A 17,381-nucleotide genomic window follows, 5' to 3' on the forward strand; every position below is an offset into this window, starting at 1 on the left:
AAGCGCTCAGGGCTCATCGACCTTGAAGTGGGCACGGGCGGTGGCAATCGGTTCGGTCTGCTTGGTCTGCCAGGCGGTAATCGCCACGTTGGCCACCCGACGCCCCTGCCGCCAGACCTGGCACTGCGCATAGGTGTCACGATAATGGCCGGCGCGCAGGTAATCTATCGAGAAGTCGATGATTTTGGGCAAATGTGGAATGCCCATGAACATCAATAGATGAAGCATGGCCGCATGCTCCATGAAACCGGCGATTACGCCACCATGCAGCGCCGGTAGTACCGGGTTGCCGATGCAATCGCGATTGGCTGGCAGGCGAAAGACCATGTCGTCGCCCAGGCGCAGGCACTCGATACCCAGCAGTTTGGCGTAAGGGATCAGACTGATCAGCGGGTCGTAGTCGTTCTGCTGGTGCGCACGCGCCACCAGTTGTTCCAGGCTCAACTCGCTCACGCTCCACCGCCTTGCTGAATATTCTGTTTCAGCTCAGCGCCACCCTGCGCGGCCTTGCCCATGCGCATGAAGGTGCCAACCACGTGGGCAATCGGTTGCTGCGGGTCGTCCTGATAGGCGTAGCCGCGGGTGAAGATGATGTTGGGGGTAACGCGATAACACTCGGCGAAACCGAACACATCCTTGCCGGGCTCGGCCGGGTGCATGTAGTCGATGCGCAGATCAAGAGTCGGACAGATCTCGAACTCCGGCAGTACGCAGACCGTGGAGATACCACAGGTGGTGTCCATCAGCGTAGTGATGGCACCACCATGGATCACACCGGTGTCCGGATTGCCAACGATATGCGGTGTGTAGGGCAAGCACAGCGTCAGTCCCTTGCCGTCGGCCGACTCGACACGCATGCCCAGCACCTGACAATGACGCAACGCGGACAAAAACCGCTGTGCCCGCTCCTGAATCGACTGTTCGCTCATCACCCTGCCGCTCTGCTATGGCAAAAACAGCGAATGATAGCGCCTTGTGCCTGGACTCACACCAGTCCCTGTGCCGCTCTCATCGCCTTGGGAACTTATTGGCACTACCGACATTCAAAGTGACTGTGTGTTCTGGGGTCAACCCAGCCACTTATAACTCTCACACATGGAGTGATGACCGTGAACAAACCTCTGACTTATGCCCTGCTGCTTGCCACTGCCCTGGGTCTCGCCGCCTGCGAGAAGACCCCGGAAGACAAGATGGAGTCGGCCAAGGAGTCAGTCTCCGAAGCGATGGAGAACCTGGGCGATGCAGCCAAAGACACCGGCGATGCCATCGAGCAGAAGACCAACGAAGCCTTGGGTAATGAACCTACCACTGGCGAAAAAATTGAGGATGCGGCCAGCGATGCGGCCGACGCCATCGAGGACGCCGGCGACGAAGCCAAAGACGCTGTCGACGGTCAGTAACCTAAGCTGAAAACCAAGAAGGCCCGCAATGCGGGCCTTCTTTCATTTCAGCGCCGGACTGATCATCAGCAGCAGGCTACAGGCCAGGCCCACCACCCATACCAGGCTGCGCTGCCAGTGCAGATCCCACCAGTAGAACAGCATATACAGCACGCGACTGATGACGAAAGTGACGGCCAGAATGTCGATCAAAAAGCCGTAAGTCTGCGTGGTATGAGCCATCAGCACACCAACCGCGAACAGCGGGAACGCCTCGATGCTATTCAAATGCGCGGCCAGAGCACGCGCGCCGAAACCCGTTAGCCGCGCCTGCTGGGCGCGCGGGTGATGGTTGTCATAGCGACCACCGCCCTCCTCGGCCATGGCCTTGGCCACCGGGGCCTTGGCGATGAAGATCAACAAGGCGCTGATGAAGACGCACCAGAACGGCAGGCTCATTCACTCTTCTCCTTGGCCACCTCGGCGGCCGGCGTTGGCGTATAGACCATCACTTCCAAGACATCGGAATGGAATTCTCGGCGATATAGCACCACGACAACGCCGGCAGTCACCAGCATGAAGAACCATGGATTGATGAACCAGGACAGGGTTGCCATACCGAAATAATAGGCGCGCAAACCGAAGTTGAACTGGTTGGCCGCCATCGAAATCACCCGCGCCGTGCGCTCGGCGAAAGCCTTGCGCTCCTGCTCGGTGACATGCCGCTCGCCCAGCATTGGCGCCGAACCCACCAGCACCGCTGCGAAGTTGTATTGGCGCATGCACCAACTGAAGGTGAAGAAGGCATAGACGAAGATGATGCCCAGGCACAGCAACTTGATCTCAGATAGACCACGACTGGCTTGCTGCACGAAGGGAATGTCGGCCAGCAGCGACAGTGCACGGTCAGAAGCGCCCAGTACGGTGAGAATACCGGCCAGGATAATCAGCGTGCTGGAGGCGAAGAACGAGGCATTACGCTCGAGGTTACCGATCACGTTGGCGTCGGCAATGCGATTGTCACGTAGAAGCATGCGGCGCATCCAGTCCTCACGGTACAGATGCAGCACACTGGCGAGGCAGGGAGTGGTTTGCGCTTTTACCGAGGCATAACGGGTGTAGCCGCCCCAGCACAGAACGAACCACAGCGCGGCTAGAAAATGAGGCAAATACGGATAGCTGTTGAGCATGCCAACTCCTTGTAAGACTGCGAAGGATTATAGCCAGGCTGCCTCTTTCCTTGTTCGACAAAAAAGGCCGCCTCGTGGGCAGCCTTATTTTGTTTCGAGCGTGCCTTACGCAGCAGTAGCGCTCTGACGCAGGCTCAGGATGCGATCCAGTGCCACCACCAGAACCAGCGTCACCGCCACCGGCAGCAGCCAGCCCAGGCTCTGGCCGGCCAAAGGCAACTGCCCGAACCACGCGGGGACCTTGTCCGCCCAGGGAGTCGCGGCAACACCGTCGGCAACGCCGAAGACCAGCGTAACGGCCATCACCGGAACGAAAACCAGCGACTGGGAGATCCACAGGCGGTTGGCCAGGCTCAGCGCAACCAGAACGATAGCCAGCGGATAAAGCCCTACCAGAACCGGAATCGAGAAACTGATCAGTTGAGTCAGGCCCTGATTGGCCACCACCAGACTGAACAGGCCGAAGACGATCACCACGCTACGGTAGGAAACCGGCAACAGCTTGCTGAAGAACTCACCACACGCAGTCAGCAGGCCAACCGCAGTGGTCAGGCAGGCCAGGGTGATAACCACTGCCAGCAGCAGGCTGCCGGTAGTACCGAAGGTGTGCTGCACGTAAGTGGTCAGCACCTGCACGCCGTTCTGCGCATCACCCGCGATGCCCTGGCTGGTAGCGCCGAGGTAGAACAGCGCCAGATAAACCAGCGACAAACCGGTGGCGGCGATGACGCCAGCGATCACCGAGTAACGTGTGACGAGGCCGGCGTCGCTAACACCACGGTCACGAATGGCGCTGGCGATCACGATGCCAAACACCAGTGCGCCCAGGGTATCCATGGTCAGATACCCCTGCAAGAAGCCCTGCACCAACGGCGCATCACGGTAGCTGTCAGCTACAGCGCCAATCTCGCCAGCCGGCGCGAACAGCGCAGCACCGCCCAACACCAGCAGCGCAGCCAACAGGACCGGCGTGATGAATTTACCGATACGGTCGACCAGTTGACCGGGATTGAGCGAGAGGAACAACACAGCCGCGAAATATACCAGGGTATAGATCAGCAGTGGCGCACCGTCGTTGCCGGTGAACGGCGCGATACCCATCTCAAAGGACACCACGGCGGTGCGCGGCGTAGCGAACAGCGGGCCGATGGCCAGATACACCGCTACCGCAAGGATTGCACCCGCCACTTTACCTAGTGGCGCGGTGAGCAGATCCATACCGCCGCCCACGCGGGCCAGGGCCACCACAGTCAACAGCGGCAGGCCGACACCAGTCAGCAGAAAACCGATGGCGGCAGGAAGCAGGTTCTCCCCCGCAGCCAGACCGGCACTAGGCGGGAAGATGATATTGCCTGCGCCGAGAAACAACGCAAATGTCATGAAGCCGAGGGCAAGGAGGTCCGAGCCTTTCAAACGAGTCATAAAGGGAAATACCACAGACAGGAAATCGAAGAGTTGCGGGGGTTTCCTTGAGGGATCGGGGAAACGTCGCCCGAGCGTTTGGCTCGAACCACTGCAGGTATCGCCAGGCGCTTGTGGCGCCACGGACACGATAAAGCGCGCATACTAACGAAAAGCGCCCATCAACAGCACAGTTGGCGGACGAGCTGTCGAACTGGCGTAACTGACTGTCGCATCGGCAAAAACTAACCCAATCATCCGTCGCCTGGGGTCAGACCATAACGCCACAGAAGAAACGCACTAAAACAGAAAAGGCCACCCGAAGGTGGCCTTTTGCGTGCAGTCAGCGAAGGCTTAGGCCTTCTTGACTTCCCAACCGGTCAGCTCGGCCAGGGCCTTGCCGATGTCAGCCAGGGAACGCACGGTTTTCACACCAGCGTCCTGCAGTGCAGCGAATTTCTCGTCTGCAGTGCCCTTGCCGCCGGAGATGATGGCGCCAGCGTGGCCCATGCGCTTGCCGGGAGGAGCGGTCACACCAGCGATGTAGGAAACTACAGGCTTGGTGACGTTGGCCTTGATGTAGGCAGCCGCTTCTTCTTCAGCCGAACCGCCGATCTCACCGATCATGACGATCGCTTCGGTCTTCGGGTCTTCCTGGAACAGCTTCAGGATATCGATGAAGTTGGAGCCCGGGATGGGGTCACCGCCGATGCCCACGCAGGTGGACTGGCCGAAACCGGCGTCGGTGGTCTGCTTCACGGCTTCATAGGTCAGGGTGCCCGAACGGGACACGATGCCGACTTTGCCTGGCAGGTGGATGTGACCCGGCATGATGCCGATCTTGCACTCGCCGGGAGTGATCACGCCCGGGCAGTTCGGGCCGATCAGGGTAATGCCCAGCTCGTCGCAGATGACTTTGGCATCCAGCATGTCCAGGGTAGGAATGCCTTCGGTGATGCAGACGATCAGCTTGATGCCGCCGAATGCAGCTTCCAGGATCGAGTCTTTGCAGAACGGAGCCGGAACGTAGATGACCGAAGCGTCAGCGCCAGTGGCTTCAACGGCTTCTTTCACGGTGTTGAACACCGGCAGGCCCAGGTGAGTGGTGCCGCCCTTGCCCGGAGTCACGCCGCCAACCATCTTGGTGCCGTAGGCGATGGCTTGTTCGGAGTGGAAAGTACCCTGCGAGCCGGTGAAGCCCTGGCAGATGACTTTGGTGTCTTTATTGATCAGGACGCTCATTACTTGCCCTCCGCAGCTTTGACGACTTGCTGAGCAGCGTCGGTCAGGCTGGTTGCCGCGATGATGTTCAGGCCGCTTTCAGCCAGGACCTTGGCGCCCAGCTCAGCGTTGTTACCTTCCAGGCGGACGACCACCGGGATTTTCACGCCGACTTCTTTCACTGCGCCGATGATGCCTTCGGCAATCATGTCGCAACGAACGATGCCGCCGAAGATGTTCACCAGAACGGCAGCAACGTTGCTGTCGGACAGGATGATCTTGAAGGCTTCGGTCACGCGCTCTTTGGTTGCGCCGCCACCTACGTCGAGGAAGTTGGCTGGCTTACCGCCGTGCAGGTTGACGATGTCCATGGTACCCATGGCCAGACCGGCACCGTTGACCATGCAGCCGATGTTGCCTTCCAGGGCCACGTAGTTCAGCTCGAAGCTGGCAGCGTGGGCTTCACGAGGATCGTCTTGCGACGGGTCGTGGAAGGTCTTCAGCTTCGGCTGACGGTACATGGCGTTAGCGTCGATGTTGATCTTCGCGTCCAGGCAGTGCAGGTCGCCGTCGGCCTTGATGACCAGCGGGTTGACTTCCAGCAGAGCCAGATCGTGATCTTTGAACAGTTTGGCCAGACCTACGAAGATCTTGGCGAACTGAGCGACTTGCTTGCCTTCCAGGCCCAGCTGGAAAGCCAGCTCGCGACCCTGGTACGGCTGAGCGCCGACCAGCGGGTCAACGGTGGCCTTGAGGATCTTCTCAGGAGTTTCGTGGGCCACTTTCTCGATGTCCACGCCACCTTCGGTGGAAGCCATGAACACGATGCGACGGCTGGAGCGGTCCACTACAGCGCCCAGGTACAGTTCCTTGGCGATGTCGGTGCAGGATTCGACCAGGATTTTGCTGACCGGCTGACCGTTGGCGTCAGTCTGGTAGGTCACCAGACGCTTGCCCAGCCAGTTGGCGGCGAAGGCCTTGGCGTCTTCTTTGCTCTTGACCAGCTTTACGCCACCGGCTTTACCGCGGCCACCAGCGTGGACCTGAGCTTTGACGACCCACTCGCTGCCGCCGATTTTTTCGCAGGCTTCTGCGGCTTCTTCCGGGGTGTCTACCGCGAAACCCTTGGATACGGGCAGGCCGTATTCAGCGAACAGCTGCTTACCCTGATACTCGTGAAGATTCATGCTTGTCTACCGTCTTCGTTTAGGTATTGCGCATTCGGCGCTGTACTTGTGATACCGCGCCACCTGTGACTGCCGAAGCAGTCCGTCGGGGGCTTGCGCTGCGAGTTGGACTCGACGCGGGCCACCCGACGTGGTTCTGCTTGCAAACACCACCGTAGCGATGAGGCGATTACACGACGCCCCGCCTACCACGGCGGCTTACAACAACTCGAGTGGCCGAACGAGTCGGCCACTAACGCTTAGCGTTTCTTGCGATTGGCGATGTGAATCGCGCCGCCGTTCACTGCCAGGGCCGCTTCGTGCAGCGCCTCGGACAGGGTCGGGTGGGAGAAGACCATCATGCCCAGGTCTTCGGCGCTGGTGCCGAATTCCATGCCGATTGCGCCTTGCTGTACCAGCTCGGCAGCGCTTGGGCCGATCACATGAACACCCAGCACGCGGTCGGTGTTGGCGTCAGCGATGACCTTGACGAAACCGCCAGTGTCGTTGGCCGCCATGGCGCGACCGCTGGCAGCGAACGGGAAGGTACCGACGTTGACTGCAACGCCTTCGGCCTTCAGTTGCTGCTCGGTCTTACCGACCCATGCGATTTCCGGGTGGGTGTAGATCACGGACGGGATCAGGTCGTAGTTCATCTGCGCCTTGTGGCCAGCGATGCGCTCAGCAACCATCACGCCCTCTTCCGAGGCTTTGTGCGCGAGCATCGCGCCACGGACCACGTCACCGATGGCGTAGACGCCCGGAACGCTGGTTTCGCACTGGTCGTTGACGAAGATGAAGCCGCGCTCGTCCAGGTCAACGCCGCTGTCAGCAGCCAGCAGATCGGTGGTCACCGGACGACGGCCTACAGCCACGATCAGCTTGTCGAAGGTCATTTTCTGCTCGCCATTGGCGTCAGTGAAACTCACCACAACCTGCTTCTTCTTGACGTCCGAACCGGTCACGCGAGCACCCAGGCGGATGTCCAGGCCCTGCTTGGTCAGGGTCTTCTGGGCTTCCTTGGCGATCTGCTCGTCGGCAGCCGCGAGGAACTTGTCCATGGCTTCCAGAACGGTGACTTCAGCACCCAGGCGAGCCCATACCGAGCCCAGCTCCAGACCGATTACGCCAGCGCCGATGACGCCCAGCTTCTTCGGTACGCTCTGGAATTCCAGGGCACCAGTGGAGTCGACGATCACGTCCTGATCGACCGGAGCCGGCGGGATCTCGACCGGCTTGGAGCCGGAGGCGATGATCACGTGAGCAGCTTCAACCACCTGGCTTTTGCCATCGGTGCCAGTGACTTCGACCTGTTTGCCAGCCAGCAGCTTGCCGTGACCTTCGAGCAGGGTCACGCCGTTGGCCTTGAACAGACCGGCAACACCACCGGTGAGGTTCTTGATGATGGTGTTCTTGCGCGCCACCATGGCCGGGACGTCGATGGTCACGCCTTTGGCTTCGATACCATGCACGGCGAAGCCGTCTTTCGCTTCGTGGTACTTCCAGGAGCTGTCCAGCAGCGCCTTGGACGGAATGCAACCGACGTTCAGGCAAGTGCCGCCGAGAGCGACCTTGCCGTCGCTGCCCTGGTACTTCTCGATGCAGGCAGTCTTCAGGCCGAGTTGCGCTGCTTTGATGGCGGCTACATAGCCACCAGGGCCGGCACCGATGACTACCACGTCGAATTTCTGGGTCATAACGTATTCCTTCTCGAATAAACCGGACGGCCCTGAGAACAGGGCCGCCGTGGAGGAGACTGGCTTTTAGATTTCCAGCAGCAGGCGAGCCGGGTCTTCAAGCAAGTTCTTGATGGTTACCAGGAAGGTCACGGCTTCCTTACCATCGATCAGGCGGTGGTCGTAAGACAGCGCCAGGTACATCATCGGACGGATCACCACCTGGCCGTTGATCGCCATCGGGCGCTGAACGATGTTGTGCATACCCAGGATCGCAGCCTGCGGCGGGTTGACGATCGGGGTCGACATCATCGAACCGAAGGTACCACCGTTGGTGATGGTGAAGGTGCCGCCGGTCATTTCTTCGATCGACAGCTTGCCGTCTTTGGCTTTCTTACCGAAGGTGGCGATGCCACTCTCGATTTCAGCCAGGCTCATTTGCTCGGCGTTACGCAATACCGGCACCACCAGGCCACGGTCGCTGGACACGGCAACACCGATGTCGGCGTAGCCGTGATAAACGATGTCGTTGCCGTCGATCGAGGCGTTGACTGCCGGGAAACGCTTCAGCGCTTCGGTAGCTGCCTTGACGAAGAACGACATGAAGCCCAGACGCACGCCGTTGTGGGACTTCTCGAACAGGTCCTTGTACTTCGAACGCAGGGCCATGACTTCGGTCATGTCCACTTCGTTGAAGGTAGTCAGCATCGCCATGGTGGACTGGGCTTCGACCAGACGCTCGGCGATCTTGGCGCGCAGACGGGTCATCGGCACACGCTTCTCGGTGCGGTCGCCAGTGGCGACGACAGCAGCGGCAGCGGCCGGAGCAGCAGCCGGCTTGGCAGCAGCGGCCGGGGCGTTCTTCTTGGCTTCGACGGCAGCGACCACGTCTTCCTTGGTCACACGGCCACCTTTACCGGTGCCGGCAATGCTGTTCGGGTCGATACCGTTCTCTTCGGCCAGCTTGCGTGCAGCCGGCGAGAGGATGGCGTCGTCACCAGCAGCGGCAGCCGGAGCAGCAGCCTGGGCCGGAGCAGCGGCAGCGGCCGGTGCGGCAGCCGGAGCGGCGGCGGCAGCGCCACCTTCGGTCAGCTTGCCCAGCAGCTCGTTGGAGAGAACGGTGTCGCCGTCGTTCTTGATGATTTCAGCCAGGACACCATCGGCCTCGGCCAGTACTTCGATCACGACCTTGTCGGTTTCGATGTCGACGATCAGCTCATCGCGCTTGACCGCTTCGCCCGGCTTCTTGTGCCAGGTGGCCACGGTGCCGTCGGCAACCGATTCCGGGAAGGTTGGGGCTTTGATCTCGATAGCCATTGTATGCGTTTCCTTAAATTCGGTTTACCGGCTGGGGGCACTCGCCACCTGCGGGATGAAGGCGTTAAACAGTAAAGGCGTCCTGCAGCAGTTTTTCCTGCTGCTCGGCGTGCATCGACGCATAACCACAAGCTGGCGCAGCCGAGGCATCACGACCGGCGTACTCCAGGAGCAGCGACTTCTTGTGTGCAGTAGCGACGCGACGCATGTGGTGCTGGCTGCAGTACCAAGCGCCCTGGTTCATCGGCTCTTCCTGACACCAGACGATGTGCTTGAGGTTCTTGTAAGGCGCCAGTGCTTCGGCCAGATCGTCTTCCGGGAACGGATAGAGCTGCTCGAGACGCACGATAGCGATGTCTTCGCGGCCCTCGGCACGACGCTTCTCCAGCAGGTCGTAGTAGACCTTGCCGCTGCACAGGACCAGACGCTCGACCTTTTTCGGGTCCAGCGAATCGATCTCGCCGATCACGGTCTGGAACGAGCCTTCGGCCAGATCTTCCAGAGTCGAGATGGCCAGCTTGTGGCGCAGCAGCGACTTCGGCGTCAGCACCACCAGCGGCTTGCGCAGCGGACGGATCACCTGGCGACGCAGCATGTGGTAGACCTGCGCTGGGGTGGTCGGTACGCAGACCTGCATGTTGTGCTCGGCGCACAGTTGCAGGTAACGCTCCAGACGCGCCGAGCTGTGCTCAGGCCCCTGCCCTTCATAACCGTGCGGCAGCAGAACGGTCAGACCGCACAGACGGCCCCACTTGGTCTCGCCACTGGAGATGAACTGGTCGAATACAACCTGGGCGCCGTTGGCGAAGTCGCCGAACTGGGCTTCCCAGATCACCAACGCACTTGGCGTGGTGGTGGCATAGCCGTATTCGAAAGCCAGCACCGCTTCCTCGGAGAGGTAGGAGTCGTACAGTTCGAACTTCGGCTGGCCGTCGTACAGGTTCTTCAGCGGAACGTAGGTCGCGGCATCCTTCTGGTTGTGCAGCACCGCGTGACGGTGCGAGAAGGTACCGCGGCCGATGTCCTGACCGGTCATGCGGATCGGGTGACCTTCAACCAGCAGCGTGGCGTAGGCCATGGTTTCGGCGAAGCCCCAGTTGATCGGCAAACCGCCCGCGCCCATCTTCTGACGGTCTTCGAGGATCTTCGCCACCTGACGCTGAACCAGGAAACCTTCCGGGATTTCCAGCAGCTTGGCGGACAGGTCCTGCAGGGTCTTCAGATCGAAACGGGTGTCATGACGCGCGGTCCAGGCATGGCCCAGGTAAGGACGCCAGTCGACGAACAGCTCCTTGTTCGGCTCCTTGACCAGGCTCTTGACCACGTGCTGGCCGTTGTCCAGCGCCGTACGGTACTCGTCGATCTTGGCCTGCACGTCGTCGCTGGTCTGTGCGCCGGCTGCGATCAGGGCATCAGCGTACAGTTCACGGGTGGTGCGCTGCTTGGCGATCTGCTGGTACATCAGCGGCTGGGTGCCATTCGGCTCGTCGGCCTCGTTGTGGCCGCGGCGACGGTAGCAGACCAGGTCGATGACCACGTCACGCTTGTACTGCATGCGGTAGTCGACAGCCAGCTGCGTCACGAACAACACGGCTTCCGGATCATCGCCATTCACATGGAAGATCGGCGCCTGGATCATCTTGGCCACGTCGGTCGCGTACTCGGTGGAGCGTGCGTCCAACGGGTTACTGATGGTGAAGCCGACCTGGTTGTTGATCACGATGTGGATGGTGCCGCCAGTCTTGTAGCCGCGGGTCTGCGACATCTGGAAGGTTTCCATGACCACACCCTGACCGGCGAAAGCCGCGTCACCGTGGATGGAAATAGGCAGTACCTTATCGCCAGTGGCGTCACTGCGACGATCCTGACGAGCACGCACCGAACCCTCGACCACCGGAGAGACGATCTCCAGGTGCGAAGGGTTGAACGCCAGCGCCAGGTGCACTTCGCCACCAGCGGTCATGACGTTGGAGGAGAAGCCCTGGTGGTACTTCACGTCACCGGACGACAGACCTTCGGTCTTCTTGCCTTCGAACTCGTCGAACAGGTCGCGCGGGTTCTTGCCGAAGGTGTTGACCAGAACGTTCAGACGGCCGCGGTGGGCCATACCGATGACCACTTCCTTGGTGCCGTAAGAGCCGGAACGCTGGATGATTTCGTCCAGCAGCGGGATCAGGCTCTCGCCACCCTCCAGACCGAAACGCTTGGTGCCCGGGTACTTGGTGCCCAGGTACTTTTCCAGACCTTCGGCAGCAGTGACGCGCTCAAGCACATGCGCCTGCACTTCGGCGGAAAACTGCGGACGACCGCGCACGCTTTCCAGGCGCTGGGCGAACCAGTTGCGCTGACCGGAGTCGACGATGTGGGTGAACTCAGCACCGATGGTGCGACAATATGTCTGCTGCAGCGCATCGCGAATTTCGCGTAGCGTTGCCTCTTCCTTGCCGATGTACAGCTCGCCAGTGCGGAATGTGGTGTCCAGATCCGCGTCGGTCAGGCCGTAGTGATTGATCGACAGGTCAGACGGCGCAGTGCGCACCCACAGACCCAGAGGGTCAAGCTGGGCGGCCTGATGGCCACGCATGCGGTAGGCCTGGATCAAGCGCAGCACTTCCACCTGCTTCTTTTCGTGCTCGCTGCTGACGGCCCCGGCGGAAACCGGCTGGGCACGACGCGAATTCTTGGCGAGCAGGACGAAATGATCGCGAATGGTCGAATGCGATACGTCCGTTGCAGCGCTGCCGTCGGTCGGCAACTTCTGGAAGTAAGTGCGCCACTCTTCTGGCACAGCGTTGGGATCGTGCAGGTAGAGCTCGTAGAGCTCTTCCACGTAGGCAGCGTTGCCACCGGATAGGTGGGCACTGTCCCACATGCGCTGCATCACGCTTTCTTGCATGCTTGGTCACCCTCGGTAAGGGGACACCACCGGCGTGAATACCGCATAGCCTTAATCAAAGTCATGATGCTGCGACTCGGATGAAGCCACTTGGGTTCCCGCAGATAGTCCGGGTACCAGCCCGGATGCCCCTGCTGGTCGTCATATTTTTCGAGTATGAGCCGCGGCTTTGTGGGCTGCGGCTCTGGCTTTACTGCGAGGCCGACCGAAGCCGGACTCGCAGGTGTTACAGGTATAGCAACTTGCGAATCAGGTACCGCTCTGCAGCAGCATGTTACGCACGTGACCGATTGCCTTGGTCGGGTTCAGACCCTTGGGGCACACGTTCACGCAGTTCATGATGCCGCGGCAACGGAATACGCTGAACGGATCGTCCAGCGAAGCCAGACGCTCGGCGGTCTTGGTGTCACGGCTGTCGGCCAGGAAGCGATAGGCCTGCAGCAGTGCAGCGGGACCGAGGAACTTGTCCGGGTTCCACCAGAACGACGGGCAGCTGGTCGAGCAGCATGCGCACAGAATGCACTCGTACAGACCGTCGAGCTTCTCGCGCTCTTCCGGAGTCTGCAGTCGCTCGATGGCCGGAGCCGGCGTATCGTTCTGCAGGAACGGCTGCACCTTCTCGTACTGCTTGTAGAAGATGCTCATATCGACGACCAGGTCACGAATGACCGGCAGGCCCGGCAACGGACGAATCACCAGCTTGCCGCCCTTGAGGCCAGCAGCGGAGATCGGCGTAATGCACGCGAGGCCGTTCTTGCCGTTGATGTTCATGCCGTCGGAGCCACAGACGCCTTCACGGCAGGAACGACGGTAGGAGAAGCCCTCGTCCTGTTCCTTGATCAGCGCCAGCACGTCGAGGACCATGATGTCCTTGCCGCCGGTGTCGACCTGGAAGTCCTGCATGAACGGAGCAGCATCCTTCTCCGGGTTGTAGCGATAAACACTGACTTGCAACATATCAGTCACCCTTAATAAGTCCGAACCTTGGGTTCAAATGCCGGAACGGTCTTCGGCGCGAAGTTCACGTCACGCTTGGCTACGCGCTTCTCGCCCGGGAAGTAGAGCGAATGGCACAGCCAGTTCTGATCGTCGCGCTCCTCGAAGTCTTCACGAGCGTGGGCGCCACGGGACTCTTTACGAGCCTCGGCCGCGACCGCGGTCGCGTCAGCAACTTCGAGCAGGTTTTGCAGTTCCAGCGCTTCGATACGCGCAGTGTTGAACGCCTGGCTCTTGTCCGCGATTTTGACTTTCGCGATGCGCTCACGCAGGTCGGCCAGTTGTTGGATGCCCTTCTGCATGTATTCGCCAGTACGGAATACACCGAAGTAGTTTTGCATGCACTGTTGCAGCTCTTTACGCAGCGGGGCGACGTCTTCGCCAGTGCTGCGCTCGTTGACGCCGGCCAGACGCGACAGCGACTGCTCGATGTCGGTTTCGCTGGCACCACGGACTTCCACGCCTTCTTTCAGCGCTTTTTCCAGGTGCAGGCCAGCGGCGCGGCCGAATACCACCAGGTCGAGCAGCGAGTTGCCGCCCAGACGGTTGGCACCGTGCACCGACACGCACGCCACTTCACCTACAGCGAACAGACCTTCGATGATCTTGTCGTTGCCGTTGGCGTCCTGAGTGATTGCCTGACCATGAATGTTGGTCGGCACGCCGCCCATCATGTAGTGGCAGGTCGGGATGACCGGTACCGGAGCGACGACTGGGTCGACGTGGGCGAAGGTCTTGGACAGTTCGCAGATACCCGGCAGGCGGCTGTGCAGCACTTCCTCGCCCAGGTGATCGAGCTTCAGCAGTACGTGGTCCTTGTCCGGGCCACAGCCGTTGCCGGCGATGACTTCCTTGACCATGGAGCGAGCAACCACGTCGCGACCAGCCAGGTCTTTGGCGTTCGGCGCATAACGCTCCATGAAGCGCTCGCCATGGGCGTTGATCAGGTAACCACCTTCACCACGGCAGCCTTCGGTAACCAGTACACCAGCGCCGGCGATACCGGTCGGGTGGAACTGCCACATTTCGATGTCCTGCACCGGCACGCCGGCACGCAGGGCCATGCCCACGCCGTCACCGGTGTTGATCAGGGCGTTGGTGGTGGAGGCGTAGATACGGCCAGCACCGCCAGTGGCCAGAACCACGGCCTTGGAGCGAATGTAGACAGTTTCGCCAGTTTCGATGCAGATGGCGATGACGCCGACGATGGCGCCGTCCTGGTTCTTCACCAGATCGACTGCGTACCACTCGTTGAGGAACGAGGTGCCAGCTTTCAGGTTGGCCTGGTACAGGGTGTGCAGCAGAGCGTGACCGGTACGGTCAGCAGCAGCGCAGGTACGGGCAGCCTGAGTCGGGTTATCCGGCCCCTTGGACTGACCACCGAACGGACGCTGATAGATGCGGCCCTGCTCGGTACGGGAGAACGGCAGCCCCATGTGCTCGAGCTCGAACACCGCTTCCGGGCCGACGGAGCACATGTATTCGATAGCGTCCTGGTCACCTATATAGTCGGAACCCTTGACGGTATCGTACATGTGCCAGCGCCAGTCATCGTTCGGGTCGGCCGAAGCGATGGCGCAGGTGATGCCACCCTGAGCGGAAACGGTGTGCGAACGAGTCGGGAACACCTTGGTGACCACGGCAGTCTTGTGACCGCCCTGAGCCAGTTGCAGCGCGGCACGCATGCCAGCGCCGCCGCCACCAACGATGATGGCGTCATAGGAAAGAGTACGGATGCTAGCCATGAATCAGAAACCCCACAGAATCTGCACGCCCCAGACGAACATCGTGAACATGGCGATGCCACACACGGCCTGGAACAGGAAACGCACACCAGTCGCCCACTTGCCCAACGCCATCGGCGTCAGGTAGTCGGTGGAAATGGTCCACATGCCAACCCAGGCGTGCACGCTCAGTGCAACGAGGGCCAGCAGGCTGAAGATGCGCATTGCGGTATGCGAGAACAGGCCATGCCATTCGGCGTAGCCCATACCTGGATTACAGATCACATAGCCCAGCAGAAACAGCGTGTAAGCCGCGAGAACGACCGCAGAAACGCGCTGAGCCATCCAGTCATAGAGGCCCGAACGCGAGAAATTCGTGACATTAGTTACCATATCCACACCCCCAGCAGCACGATCACTACCACCGCCACAACGACGACGATTTTCGAGCCCAGCTTGCCGCCTTCCAGCGTCTCACCGATGCCCATGTCCATGATCAAGTGGCGCACACCGGCCACCAGGTGGTACAGCAGAGCGGACAACAGACCCCAGATCACGAACTTGGCCAGCGGGCTGGTCAGGCATTCTTTCACCTGGGCGAAGCCCTCTTCGGAGGTCAGCGACTTGTCGAGGCCAAACAGCAGAATGGCGATACCGACAAAGAGGATGACACCGGAGATACGGTGAAGAATGGACGTGTAAGCGGTGATCGGAAGCTTGATAGTCCGAAGGTCTAGGTTTACAGGTCGTTGGCTATTCACGGCTTTTTTATCACACTGAGAGCCCCTAACGATCAGGGCAAAGTTGTTGGGAAGTGCACTGGCAAGGTACCCATCACCCAATGAGTGACAACCGCCATGACACGGCCCTAAAGCCTGTGGCGGTCGGCCGCAGAGTATAGACAGTTAGCAGACTAATGACAATGCAATGCCCTACCCCAAAAAGCGCATTGCAGCCTTTAAACAAATGGCGTAAATAGCGGCCTTTTTTCGCTGAAAATACCGTTCAAACCCTTCTACTGCCTGGGTTCTCGCAAATTGACTTTCGGATTTATCCCACTATAGTGGTGCGGGCCCTGCGTGGGGGGCTGTCTGATGATTTCAAGCATAACTAGGAGGCCACATATGGCTGACAAAAAAGCGCAGTTGATCATCGAGGGCAATGCCCCCGTCGAACTGCCCGTTCTGACCGGCACTGTTGGTCCCGATGTAATCGATGTGCGGAGCCTGACCGCCACGGGTCGGTTCACATTTGATCCTGGTTTCATGTCGACCGCCTCTTGCGAGTCGAAGATCACCTATATCGACGGCGACCAAGGGATCCTGCTGCACCGCGGCTACCCCATCGAGCAGCTCGCCGAGCAATCCGACTACCTGGAAACCTGCTATCTGCTGCTCAATGGCGAACTGCCGAGCAAGGAAGAAAAGGCCCAGTTCGTCAGCACCATCAAGAACCACACCATGGTTCATGAGCAACTGAAGACCTTCTTCAACGGCTTCCGCCGCGATGCCCACCCGATGGCCATCATGTGCGGCGTAGTTGGCGCCCTGTCCGCTTTCTATCACGACTCGCTGGACATCAATAACCCGCAGCACCGCGAAGTGTCGGCCATGCGCCTGGTGGCCAAGATGCCGACCATTGCCGCCATGACCTACAAGTACTCCATGGGCCAGCCCATGATGTACCCGCGCAATGACCTGAATTACGCGGAAAACTTCCTGCACATGATGTTCAACACCCCGTGCGAGATCAAACCGATCAGCCCGGTGTTGGCCAAGGCGATGGACAAGATCTTCATCCTCCATGCTGACCATGAGCAGAACGCCTCCACCTCCACCGTACGCCTGGCTGGCTCCTCGGGTGCCAACCCGTTCGCCTGTATCGCAGCCGGTATCGCTGCGCTGTGGGGCCCGGCACACGGCGGCGCCAACGAAGCCGTACTGGCCATGCTCGACGAGATCGGTGACGTTTCCAACATCGACAAGTTCATCGCCAAGGCCAAGGACAAGAACGACCCGTTCAAGCTGATGGGCTTTGGTCATCGCGTTTACAAGAACCGCGACCCGCGCGCCACCGTGATGAAGCAGACCTGCGACGAAGTCCTCGGCGAGCTGGGCATCACCAATGACCCGCAGCTGGAACTGGCCATGCGCCTGGAAGAGATCGCCCTGACCGATCCGTACTTCAAAGAGCGCAACCTGTACCCGAACGTGGACTTCTACTCGGGCATCATCCTCAAGGCCATCGGCATTCCGACCTCGATGTTCACCGTTATCTTCGCCCTGGCACGTACCGTGGGCTGGATCTCGCACTGGAAGGAAATGCTTTCGGGTCCGTACAAGATCGGCCGTCCGCGCCAGCTGTACACCGGTTACGAGCAGCGTGATCTGCCGGCTAACCGCGACTGATAGCACC

16 protein-coding genes are annotated in these 17,381 nt (G+C 60.1%); 2 read left to right on the forward strand and 14 right to left on the reverse strand.

All coding sequences use genetic code 11. The features are described 5' to 3' along the window. Positions 1-6 precede the first annotated feature (6 nt). Both EGJ86_RS20505 and EGJ86_RS20510 read right to left on the reverse strand, forming a co-directional pair. Positions 7-453, reverse strand: coding sequence for a PaaI family thioesterase (locus EGJ86_RS20505; RefSeq protein ID WP_099523753.1), 447 nt, complete (start codon positions 451-453; stop codon positions 7-9). Beyond that, on the reverse strand, positions 450-929 hold the full coding sequence (locus EGJ86_RS20510; RefSeq protein ID WP_106732132.1) for a PaaI family thioesterase: 480 nt from the start codon (positions 927-929) through the stop codon (positions 450-452). The genes EGJ86_RS20505 and EGJ86_RS20510 overlap by 4 nt, the downstream gene beginning before the upstream one ends. A 174-nt stretch (positions 930-1,103) precedes the next feature. On the opposite strand from EGJ86_RS20510, the gene EGJ86_RS20515 reads away from it, so the two are divergent. Beyond that, a complete protein-coding gene (locus EGJ86_RS20515; RefSeq protein WP_003460576.1) occupies positions 1,104-1,400 on the forward strand; it encodes a hypothetical protein in 297 nt (98 codons plus the stop codon). Between the two features lie 42 nt (positions 1,401-1,442). On the opposite strand, the gene EGJ86_RS20520 is transcribed toward EGJ86_RS20515, so the two are convergent. The 12 genes from EGJ86_RS20520 to sdhC all read right to left on the reverse strand — a co-directional run bounded on the left by EGJ86_RS20520 (position 1,443) and on the right by sdhC (position 15,727). Next, a complete protein-coding gene (locus EGJ86_RS20520; protein WP_125836437.1) occupies positions 1,443-1,838 on the reverse strand; it encodes an MAPEG family protein in 396 nt (131 codons plus the stop codon). Next, a complete protein-coding gene (locus tag EGJ86_RS20525; protein ID WP_106732129.1) occupies positions 1,835-2,569 on the reverse strand; it encodes a DUF599 domain-containing protein in 735 nt (244 codons plus the stop codon). Before EGJ86_RS20525 ends, EGJ86_RS20520 begins: the two co-directional genes overlap by 4 nt. Positions 2,570-2,674: 105 nt before the next feature. Beyond that, entirely contained in the window at positions 2,675-3,991 is a 1,317-nt protein-coding gene (gene brnQ / locus EGJ86_RS20530; protein ID WP_125836438.1) for a branched-chain amino acid transport system II carrier protein, read from the reverse strand. Between the two features lie 333 nt (positions 3,992-4,324). Beyond that, positions 4,325-5,212: a succinate--CoA ligase subunit alpha gene (gene sucD / locus EGJ86_RS20535; RefSeq protein WP_059392427.1), complete on the reverse strand. Its 888-nt coding sequence runs from the start codon at positions 5,210-5,212 to the stop codon at positions 4,325-4,327. Beyond that, complete coding sequence (gene sucC, locus EGJ86_RS20540) at positions 5,212-6,378, reverse strand: ADP-forming succinate--CoA ligase subunit beta (RefSeq protein WP_037051889.1); 1,167 nt, start codon at positions 6,376-6,378, stop codon at positions 5,212-5,214. The genes sucD and sucC overlap by 1 nt, the downstream gene beginning before the upstream one ends. Positions 6,379-6,617: 239 nt before the next feature. Then, the gene (gene lpdA, locus EGJ86_RS20545) at positions 6,618-8,054 is read right to left on the reverse strand and encodes a dihydrolipoyl dehydrogenase (RefSeq protein WP_106732392.1); all 1,437 of its coding nucleotides are present in this window, start codon (positions 8,052-8,054) and stop codon (positions 6,618-6,620) included. A gap of 66 nt (positions 8,055-8,120) precedes the next feature. Then, positions 8,121-9,350: a 2-oxoglutarate dehydrogenase complex dihydrolipoyllysine-residue succinyltransferase gene (odhB, locus tag EGJ86_RS20550; protein ID WP_125836439.1), complete on the reverse strand. Its 1,230-nt coding sequence runs from the start codon at positions 9,348-9,350 to the stop codon at positions 8,121-8,123. Between the two features lie 64 nt (positions 9,351-9,414). Next, positions 9,415-12,246 (reverse strand): 2-oxoglutarate dehydrogenase E1 component, encoded by a 2,832-nt coding sequence (locus EGJ86_RS20555; protein ID WP_099524363.1) that lies wholly within the window; start codon positions 12,244-12,246, stop codon positions 9,415-9,417. 249 nt (positions 12,247-12,495) lie between these two features. Beyond that, positions 12,496-13,203: a succinate dehydrogenase iron-sulfur subunit gene (locus EGJ86_RS20560; RefSeq protein ID WP_003459986.1), complete on the reverse strand. Its 708-nt coding sequence runs from the start codon at positions 13,201-13,203 to the stop codon at positions 12,496-12,498. Between the two features lie 11 nt (positions 13,204-13,214). Beyond that, positions 13,215-14,987, reverse strand: coding sequence for a succinate dehydrogenase flavoprotein subunit (sdhA, locus tag EGJ86_RS20565; protein WP_125836440.1), 1,773 nt, complete (start codon positions 14,985-14,987; stop codon positions 13,215-13,217). A 3-nt stretch (positions 14,988-14,990) separates the two neighbouring features. After that, entirely contained in the window at positions 14,991-15,359 is a 369-nt protein-coding gene (sdhD, locus tag EGJ86_RS20570) for a succinate dehydrogenase, hydrophobic membrane anchor protein (RefSeq protein WP_037000860.1), read from the reverse strand. Beyond that, complete coding sequence (gene sdhC, locus EGJ86_RS20575; RefSeq protein WP_072423864.1) at positions 15,353-15,727, reverse strand: succinate dehydrogenase, cytochrome b556 subunit; 375 nt, start codon at positions 15,725-15,727, stop codon at positions 15,353-15,355. The genes sdhD and sdhC overlap by 7 nt, the downstream gene beginning before the upstream one ends. 363 nt (positions 15,728-16,090) lie before the next feature. Between sdhC and gltA the strand changes: the two genes are divergently transcribed. Beyond that, on the forward strand, positions 16,091-17,374 hold the full coding sequence (gene gltA, locus EGJ86_RS20580) for a citrate synthase (protein ID WP_037000858.1): 1,284 nt from the start codon (positions 16,091-16,093) through the stop codon (positions 17,372-17,374). Positions 17,375-17,381 lie beyond the last annotated feature (7 nt).

Origin of the sequence: Pseudomonas sp. o96-267, assembly GCF_003935465.1 — a bacterium.
GTDB lineage: Bacteria > Pseudomonadota > Gammaproteobacteria > Pseudomonadales > Pseudomonadaceae > Aquipseudomonas > Aquipseudomonas sediminis.

Excerpts from the sequence above, each read along its gene's own strand:
- EGJ86_RS20510 (WP_106732132.1), bottom strand. The coding sequence starts at position 929 with ATGAGCGAACAGTCGATTCAGGAGCGGGCACAGCGGTTTTTGTCCGCG.
- EGJ86_RS20515 (WP_003460576.1), top strand. The coding sequence starts at position 1,104 with ATGACCGTGAACAAACCTCTGACTTATGCCCTGCTGCTTGCCACTGCC.
- EGJ86_RS20520 (WP_125836437.1), bottom strand. The coding sequence starts at position 1,838 with ATGAGCCTGCCGTTCTGGTGCGTCTTCATCAGCGCCTTGTTGATCTTC.
- EGJ86_RS20525 (WP_106732129.1), bottom strand. The coding sequence starts at position 2,569 with ATGCTCAACAGCTATCCGTATTTGCCTCATTTTCTAGCCGCGCTGTGG.
- brnQ (WP_125836438.1), bottom strand. The coding sequence starts at position 3,991 with ATGACTCGTTTGAAAGGCTCGGACCTCCTTGCCCTCGGCTTCATGACA.
- sucD (WP_059392427.1), bottom strand. The coding sequence starts at position 5,212 with ATGAGCGTCCTGATCAATAAAGACACCAAAGTCATCTGCCAGGGCTTC.
- sucC (WP_037051889.1), bottom strand. The coding sequence starts at position 6,378 with ATGAATCTTCACGAGTATCAGGGTAAGCAGCTGTTCGCTGAATACGGC.
- lpdA (WP_106732392.1), bottom strand. The coding sequence starts at position 8,054 with ATGACCCAGAAATTCGACGTGGTAGTCATCGGTGCCGGCCCTGGTGGC.
- odhB (WP_125836439.1), bottom strand. The coding sequence starts at position 9,350 with ATGGCTATCGAGATCAAAGCCCCAACCTTCCCGGAATCGGTTGCCGAC.
- EGJ86_RS20555 (WP_099524363.1), bottom strand. The coding sequence starts at position 12,246 with ATGCAAGAAAGCGTGATGCAGCGCATGTGGGACAGTGCCCACCTATCC.
- EGJ86_RS20560 (WP_003459986.1), bottom strand. The coding sequence starts at position 13,203 with ATGTTGCAAGTCAGTGTTTATCGCTACAACCCGGAGAAGGATGCTGCT.
- sdhA (WP_125836440.1), bottom strand. The coding sequence starts at position 14,987 with ATGGCTAGCATCCGTACTCTTTCCTATGACGCCATCATCGTTGGTGGC.
- sdhD (WP_037000860.1), bottom strand. The coding sequence starts at position 15,359 with ATGGTAACTAATGTCACGAATTTCTCGCGTTCGGGCCTCTATGACTGG.
- gltA (WP_037000858.1), top strand. The coding sequence starts at position 16,091 with ATGGCTGACAAAAAAGCGCAGTTGATCATCGAGGGCAATGCCCCCGTC.